The organism is Streptomyces sp. SPB074 (assembly GCF_000154905.1).
Lineage (GTDB): Bacteria > Actinomycetota > Actinomycetes > Streptomycetales > Streptomycetaceae > Streptomyces.
Map to the genome: position 1 here is coordinate 454,723 of NZ_GG770539.1, position 7,907 is coordinate 462,629.

A 7,907-nucleotide genomic window follows, 5' to 3' on the forward strand; every position below is an offset into this window, starting at 1 on the left:
GTCCTCGCGTCCCCGTCCGCCCTCGCTCGCGCCCCTGCGCCCTCGCGCCTGCGGTCCGGCGCCCGCCCCGCTCCCCCGCCTCCCGCTCGTCGCGGTTCAGCCCGCCCTGTTGACGTCCAGCGCCTTCGTGATGGCCTCGGACGCCTCGCGCGCCGCCTTCCCCTTGTCGCCGCCCGCGAGGACCTTCGTCATGTAGGTCTTGATCGGGTTGTCCGCCTCGACCTTCGCCCAGCGGGGCGAGTTCGGCGTCGCGTGACCGGACTTGGCGCCCTTGGCCATCGCGGCGGCGCCGGGCTCGTCGGAGACCGCGCCCGCGAGGGTCGTCTTGTTGGGCACGTAGTTCATCGTCCTGGCGAGGTCCTTCTGCCAGCGCTCGCCCGCGAGTTCGGCGACGACCTTGAGGGCCGCCTCGTGGTCGTCGGAGCGGCGCGTCACGACGAGGTCGGAGCCGCCGGTGAAGACCGCGCCCGGCTTGCCCGCGGTCTTGCCGGGGACCGGGAAGAAGCCGAGTTTGCCCTTGAGTTCCGGGTTCTGCTCCAGGATCAGCGAAGCCTGGCCCGGCACCCCGATGATCTGGCCGACGCCGCCCTTGGCGAAGACCTGGGCCTGCGGGGGGTGTTCCTCGTCGGCGGTCTTCGGCCCCTTGCCGAGCGCCTGGAGCTGGGTGTAGAAGTCCATGCCCGCGAGCGCCTTGGCGCTGTCCACGCTGCCCTTCCAGCCGGCGCCGGTGTCCTTGGCGAGGTCGCCGCCCTCGTCCCAGACGAAGCCCGAGAGGGTGTACCAGTCCTGGCCCGCGAGGTAGATGCCCTGGTTGCCGCCCCGGTTGAGGAGTTCGGTGTCGTGCAGCCACTCGGCGCGATCGCGCGGGGGCTTGGTGATCCCGGCCTGGTCGAAGAGGTCCTTGTTGTAGATGACGACGCGGTTGGCGGCGTACCACGGCACGCCGTACTGCGTGCCGTTGAAGCGGCCGGGCTCGGCGAGGCCGGGGAGCCAGTCGTCCATGCCGAGGTCGCGCATCGACTCCAGCGTCACGTCGTAGAGCCCGCCCTGGTCCACGTACCGGGCCACCTGCGTGTTGCCGACCTCCACGACGTCGGGCACCTCGACGTCCTCGCCCCCCTTGAGGGCCTTGCCGACCTTCTCCACGATGCCGTTCCACGACTGGATCTTGATGTCGACGTCGAGATCGTCGTGCTGCTTCTCGAAGTCCTCCGTGAAGCGCTTGAGGAAGGCGGGGGACGCGCTGTCCTTCATGAGCCACACGGTGACGGTCGTACGGTCCCCGCCGGAGCCGGGCAGTACTTCGCAGCCGCAGAGGACCGCGGTCGAGGTGAGCAGCGCGGCGGTGGCGAGCAGACGGTGGTTCTTCACGAGGGTGGCTTTCTGTCCGCGAACAGGCAGGGGGGACCCGGTCTGGGGGAACGCCTGCGGCGCGTGACGGGTGTGTCACGAGTCTGGTATGGACCTTTGCGAGGGGTCAAGGGGTGTCCGGGACACGAGAAAGACACGAAGTGGCCATCGCTCGTCCACGACGGCCCCGCGCGGCCCGGCCCCCTCCGGGCGCCCGGCTCGCCTCGCGCCCGCGCGGGGAGTGCGTCACCGTGGAACGGGCACCTGCCGGACGGCGGGCGGAACCGTACCGCCCGGCACCGTACGACTGCGAGGAGAGCGACGCGATGAGCGAGCACGTCTACCGGGTCACCGAGATCGTCGGCACCTCCACCGAGGGCTGCGACGACGCGATCCGCAACGGCATCAGGCGCGCGGCACAGACGGTGCGCAACCTTGACTGGTTCGAGGTCACGCAGGTGCGCGGGCACATCGAGGACGGCGAGATCGAGCACTACCAGGTGGGTTTGAAGGTCGGCTTCCGCATCGACGGGGCCGAGGACGGGGCGACGGGCGACGCGGCGGTCTGAGGGCGCGGGGACGGCGGCCGGGGCAGGGGAGCGTGCGGGCGCGGCGTGCCGGGGCGCGCCGCCCCGGCACGCCCGGTTTTTCTCTTGGCTTCTTCGCCGGGCTGCCCGGCCCCCGCCCCTCCCTGGCACGGGACGCGGGGCCGCTGCGCGCGGCGACCCGGGCGCGCGGCGAGTCCGACGAGGCGGGGCTTCTCGCGTATCTCCGCGCGGGCCTGCTCCTGCGCGTCGTACGGGACGCGCTGCCCGACGTCCTCGCCCCGCAGGCGCCCCCGCTCACCCGTGCGGCCTCGCTCCTCACCGACGGCACCTGGGTCTGGCGTCTCGACCTCGCGCACTACGTCGCCCACGCGCACGTCCGCCTGCCGGCGGACTTCCTGTCGGCGGCACGGGCGAGGGCCTGCGTCCCCCCGGAGGTGGACGCCGCCCGGCTCACGGCCCTGCGGGCGCACTGGACGCCGTAGCGAGCCCCCGCGAGCCGAAGGGAGCCGCGCGCGACCGCTTCGTGACGGCGAGGCGGGCTCAGGCGGTCCTCACGTGCGCCCGTCCCTCTCCTGCGCCGCGTGCAGTTCGGCCGCCTCGCGGCCCCACACGGCCCGTACGACGCGGAAGCCCGCCACCTCCGCGTCGCGGCACACGAGTTCGTCGTCGTCGGCGAGGAAGGCGATGGTCCGGGTCCGGGCCAGCAGGCGCAGCCGCTCCAGTTTGGTGACCCTCGCGGGCCTGCGATCCGCGTTCCCGCGCAGCCACAGCGGCCCCTCGGGCAGCCCCTGGGCGGCGAGCCAGCGCACCGTGTCGGCCCGGCAGCGCTCCGGACGCCCGGTCAGGTAGCCGACGGCGGTGCCCTCCGCCTCCGTGCCATGGACGAGCGCGAGCCCCGCGGCGAGCGGCGGGTCGTCCGCGACGGCGGCGAAGAACCCGCGCCAGTCCTTGCGGGCGCCGCGCAGGAAGTGCTGACGGTGACCCGCGTCCGAGAGGGTGTTGTCGAGGTCGAAGAGGGCCAGCGGCCTGGTGTCGCGCACTCCCCCACCGTACGGCGGAGCGCTCCGCCGGGAATCGCGCGCCCGCCCCCGGCGTTGATCACGCACGTGGGCTCCGCCATCGACACCACCAGGTTCTCCGTGCTCGACCGCTCCCGCGTGCGCGAGGGGCACGCGCCCGGCGAGGCCCTGCGCGACACCGTCGCCCTCGCCCGTGAGGCGGAGGCGCTCGGGTACCACCGCTTCTGGGTCGCCGAGCACCACGGGGTGCCGGGGGTCGCCGGGGCGGCGCCGCTCGTGCTGGCGACGGCCGTGGCGGGCGCGACGGAGCGGATCAGGGTCGGCACGGGCGGCGTGATGCTGCCCAATCACCGGCCGTTCGTCGTCGCCGAGCAGTTCGGGGTGCTCGCCGGCCTGCACCCCGGCCGCGCCGACCTCGGCCTCGGCCGCTCGGTGGGCTTCACCAACGAGGTGCGGCGCGCGCTCGGGCACGGCAAGGAGGACGCGGCCCTGGAGCGCTTCGCGGAGCAGCTCGCCGAGCTGCGCGGCTGGTTCGACGGCACACAGTCCACGTACCGGGGGGTGCGCGCGGTCACCGCCGAGGGCCTGCGCCCGCCGCTCTTCGTGCTCGCCACCGGCCGGGGCGCGGGCCTGGCCGCGCGCGCAGGGCTGCCGCTCGTGATCGCGGCGGTGCGCGGCGAGGACGAGCTGCTGCGCACGCTCGACGCCTACCGGGCGGACTTCCGTCCTTCGCCGGGAAACCCGGACCCGTACGTCGTCCTCTCCGGGACGGTCGCCGTCGCGGGGACGGCGGAGGAGGCGCGGCGGCTGCTCCTGCCCGAGGCGTACGCCGCGATGTGGTCCCGCACCCGGGGTGTCTTCCCGCCGCTCCTCCCGGCCGGGGAGGTCGCGGGGCGGACGCTGGGCGAGCGGGAGCGCCCGCTGTACGAGGACGCGTTGCGCGGGCACGTCGCGGGCACCGAGGAGGAGGTCGCGGCGGAGCTGGAACGGCTGCTCGGCCGTACCGGCGCCGACGAGTACCTGGTGACGACGAGCACGTTCGACCGCGTGGCGCTGCTCGATTCCTTCCGGAGGCTGGCCCGGCTGACGGGGCTCGCGGGGCGAACCGGACAATAGACACCGGCACCCCGGGCAGACGGGGGGCGGGAGGGGTGCCGGACGTGCCGCGCGCGGGGGTCTACCGTGGGCGGCAAGGACACGGGGGAGAAGTGAGGAGTGAGGATGGACAGCCGTACGGCCCTGGTGGAGGACCTCCTTGAGCGGTTCCCCGGGGTACCGAGGGAAGCGGTCTTCAAGGAGGACCTGCTGCGCGGCGGCGTGGCCTTCGACAAGTCGGCGCTGAGCGACAACGAGTCGGGCGAGGTCAAACCGAAGTCGTACTTCATCTTCTCCTTCGATCACGGGACGCTCCCGGAGCTGGGCGAGGCCGCGCTGCGCCGTCCGCCCGAGGAGATCGTCCTCACCGGCGGTCCCTACGACCTGCGCCGCACCGTCGTCTCCGTGCGCGTGAACCCCGCCTCGCCCTACCGCGTGGCCGCCGACGGGGACGGGATGCTCGCGCTGTTCCTCGACGGCAAGCGCATCGCGGACGTGGGCGTGCCGCCGATGCCGGAGTACTACAAGCACAAGCTCTCCAACGGCAAGTCGGTGATGGAGGTCGCGCCGACGATCCAGTGGGGCTACCTGATCTACCTGACCGTCTTCCGGGTCTGCCAGTACTTCGGCGCCAAGGAGGAGTGCCAGTACTGCGACATCAACCACAACTGGCGCCAGCACAAGGCGGCCGGCCGTCCCTACACCGGCGTCAAGGACGTGGACGAGGTCCTGGAGGCGCTGGAGATCATCGACAGGTACGACACGGCGAAGACCTCCACCGCGTACACGCTGACCGGCGGCGCGATCACCTCGAAGGTCGCCGGGCGCGACGAGGCCGATTTCTACGGGCACTACGCGAAGGCGATCGAGGAGCGTTTCCCCGGCCGCTGGATCGGCAAGGTCGTCGCGCAGGCGCTGCCCAGGGACGACGTCCAGCGCTTCAAGGACTACGGGGTGCAGATCTACCACCCCAACTTCGAGGTGTGGGACCGGCGGCTCTTCGAGCTGTACTGCCCCGGCAAGGAGCGCTACGTCGGCCGGGACGAGTGGCACAAGCGCATCCTGGACTCCGCCGAGATCTTCGGCGCGCGCAACGTGATCCCGAACTTCGTCGCGGGCGTGGAGATGGCCGAGCCCTTCGGCTTCACGACCGTGGAAGAGGCGATCGCGTCCACGACCGAGGGGCTGCGCTTCTTCATGTCGCACGGCATCACGCCGCGCTTCACGACGTGGTGCCCCGAGCCGACCACGCCGCTCGGCAAGACCAACCCGGGCGGAGCGCCGCTGGAGTACCACATCCGGCTGCTCCAGGCGTACCGGGCGACGATGGAGGAGTACGGGCTCTCCTCGCCCCCCGGCTACGGCCCGGCCGGGGCGGGCAACGCCGTCTTCTCGGTCAGCTCCTTCATGGACAGCCTGGACCCGAACAGTTCGGTGGCGCCGAGCGTCGTGTGACGCTCGCACTGCCCCGACAGCCGTGAAGGCCCTCGTACCGCCGCCGGTACGGGGGCCTTCGGCGTGCCCGGGACCCGATCGCCACCGCAAGCCGGGTCGCAAGAACTTCACAAGCAAGCGCATTCACCCGACAGTCACATGAAAAAGCTCGTGCCCGTCTCTTGTGCGCGGTCCGCTGACGGTCCTTAATGTGTCCGGAGCCTCCGGCGCACGTCCCTCCCCCCATACGCACGCGGCCGCTCCCGTTTCCCGTGGTGCCCATGGTTCGAGAGGAACGCCCGTGATCAACAGGCACGGCACGCCCGCAGCCCGTCGCAGACCAGCCCTGCTCGCCGCCCTGACCGCCGCCGCGCTCGGCGCCGGGCTCCTGAGCGCGGCCCCCGTCCTCGCCTCGGGGCCCGCGAGCGCGGGCCCCTCCGTCACCCGCGCGGGACTCGACCCCGCGCTCGTCGCCGGGCGCGGCGCCCGCGTCGGCTTCGTGGAGCAGGAGGCCGAGCACGCCGCGACCGACGGGACCGTGCTCGGGCCCGACCGCACCCCCTACCAACTGCCCGCCGAGGCGAGCGGCCGTTCCGCCGTGCAGCTGACGCCCGGCCAGTACGTCGAGTTCACGCTGCCGAAGGACGCCAACGCGCTCACCGTGCGCTACAGCCTCCCCGACGCGCCCGGGGGCGGCGGGATCACCGCGCCGCTCGACGTCTCGCTCGGCGGCGCGAAGCGCGCCACGATGACGCTGACCTCGCAGTACGCGTGGCTCTACAACCAGTACCCCTTCTCGAACGACCCGCAGGGCGACCTCCTGCACGCCGACTGGTGGACCACCGAGTGCGACTGCGTACCGGCCGCCACGACACCGGCGCCCGCCTTCGACAAGCCCTTCCGGCCCAGCCACTTCTACGACGAGCAGCGGCTCCGCCTCGACCGCACGTACCGCGCCGGTGAGAAGGTGCGGCTCACCGTGCCGCGCGGCAGCAAGGCCGCGTGGACCGCGATCGACCTGCTCGACTCCGAGAAGATCGCCCCGCCCAGGGTCAGGCTCCTGGCCGCGAACGTCCTCGCCTTCGGCGCCGACCCGAGCGGCCGCCGGGACTCGGCGGCGGCGATCGAGCGCGCCATCGCCTTCGCCCGGCACGCCCGCCTCAAGGTCTACCTTCCACCGGGGACGTACCAGGTCAACCGGCACATCGTCGTGGACGACGTGACGATCGAGGGCGCCGGAAGCTGGTACACGGTCCTCAAGGGCAAGGAGGTCGCGCTCGCCGAGCCCGCCGAGGACGGATCGACGTACACGGGCGTCGGCCTCTACGGCAGGCCCGCCGCCGAGGGCGGCTCGAAGAACGTGCACCTCGCCGGCTTCGCGATCGAGGGCGACGTACGGGAGCGCATCGACAACGACCAGGTGAACGCCATCGGCGGGGCGATGAGCGACTCCACGCTCAGCGGCCTCTACCTGCACCACACCAAGGTCGGGATCTGGTTCGACGGCCCGATGCGCGACACGAAGGTCACGGACACGGTCATCGCCGACCAGATCGCCGACGGCCTCAACTTCCACACCGGCGTCCGCGACTCCCTCGTCCGCGACGTCTTCGTCCGCAACTCGGGCGACGACGGGCTCGCGATGTGGGCCGACAAGACGCAGAACAGCGGCAACACCTTCGACCACAACACCGTCCAGTCCCCCGTCCTCGCCAACGCCATCGCGATCTACGGCGGCGAGAACACCACCGTGAGCGACAACCTCGTCGCCGACCCCGTGCGCGAGGGCAGCGGCCTGCACGCCGGCTCGCGCTTCGGCGCCGAGCCCTTCACCGGGCGGCTCGACTTCCGCGACAACACGGCCGTCCGCGCCGGGACGCTCGACCTCAACTGGAAGATCGGCCTCGGCGCCATCTGGTTCTACGCCCTCGACCGCGACATCGACGCGGACATCCGCGTCACCGGGGACCACTACCTCGACAGCACCTACAACGCCATCATGCTGGTCAGCGACTACGGCGTGAAGGACAAGGTCAAGCTGGAGGGGCTGAGGTTCAAGGACGTACGGGTCGATGGCACGGGCACCTCGGTGCTCAGCGCGCGCGTCGCCGGGTCCGCGTCCTTCGAGAACGTCGACGCGCGGAACGTGGGCGCGGTCGGCGTCAACAACTGCGGCTCGTTCAACTTCCCCGCGACCGGCTCCGAGTTCACCGTGAAGGACCTCGGCGGCAACGACGGCGGTGGCACGACGGGCCCGTGGCTCGCGCCGTGGGAACTGCCGAACACGATCACGTGCGACGACCGCCCGCCGGTGGTCGCACCGCCCGCGCCGCGCCCGTGGTGACGCGCGGGAGCGCCCGGCGGGCGAGCGCCTCGTGACAGGCGGGCGCTGAGACCAGGTGCCGGCCGGGGCGGCCAAGGCCCGGCCGGCACCTTCGCGCGTACGGGGGCGCCCTCCGCC

The 7,907-nt window shown here is 72.5% G+C and carries 7 protein-coding genes; 5 read left to right on the forward strand and 2 right to left on the reverse strand.

The annotated features are described in order from the left end of the window. Nucleotides 1–96: 96 nt before the first annotated feature. A complete protein-coding gene (locus tag SSBG_RS01860; RefSeq protein ID WP_050776702.1) occupies nt 97–1,371 on the reverse strand; it encodes an extracellular solute-binding protein in 1,275 nt (424 codons plus the stop codon). A 305-nt stretch (nt 1,372–1,676) separates the two neighbouring features. Between SSBG_RS01860 and SSBG_RS01865 the strand changes: the two genes are divergently transcribed. Both SSBG_RS01865 and SSBG_RS01870 read left to right on the forward strand, forming a co-directional pair. Further along, nucleotides 1,677–1,919 (forward strand): dodecin, encoded by a 243-nt coding sequence (locus tag SSBG_RS01865; protein WP_008744539.1) that lies wholly within the window; start codon nt 1,677–1,679, stop codon nt 1,917–1,919. A gap of 32 nt (nt 1,920–1,951) precedes the next feature. Beyond that, entirely contained in the window at nt 1,952–2,380 is a 429-nt protein-coding gene (locus SSBG_RS01870; RefSeq protein ID WP_008744540.1) for a hypothetical protein, read from the forward strand. 69 nt (nt 2,381–2,449) lie between these two features. Here the strand turns inward: SSBG_RS01870 and SSBG_RS01875 are convergent, their stop codons facing one another. Beyond that, nucleotides 2,450–2,938 carry an HAD family acid phosphatase gene (locus SSBG_RS01875; protein ID WP_008744541.1) on the reverse strand — a complete coding sequence of 163 codons (489 nt, stop codon included), beginning with the start codon at nt 2,936–2,938 and terminating at the stop codon, nt 2,450–2,452. Between the two features lie 66 nt (nt 2,939–3,004). Between SSBG_RS01875 and SSBG_RS01880 the strand changes: the two genes are divergently transcribed. From SSBG_RS01880 to SSBG_RS01890, 3 genes are all read left to right on the forward strand, one after another. After that, a complete protein-coding gene (locus tag SSBG_RS01880) occupies nt 3,005–4,033 on the forward strand; it encodes an LLM class flavin-dependent oxidoreductase (protein WP_037870962.1) in 1,029 nt (342 codons plus the stop codon). A 105-nt stretch (nt 4,034–4,138) separates the two neighbouring features. Next, complete coding sequence (locus SSBG_RS01885) at nt 4,139–5,467, forward strand: radical SAM protein (RefSeq protein ID WP_008744543.1); 1,329 nt, start codon at nt 4,139–4,141, stop codon at nt 5,465–5,467. Nucleotides 5,468–5,747: 280 nt separating this feature from the next. Then, nucleotides 5,748–7,790, forward strand: a complete 2,043-nt coding sequence (locus SSBG_RS01890; RefSeq protein ID WP_008744544.1) for a glycosyl hydrolase family 28-related protein — start codon at nt 5,748–5,750, stop codon at nt 7,788–7,790. Nucleotides 7,791–7,907: the final 117 nt, after the last annotated feature.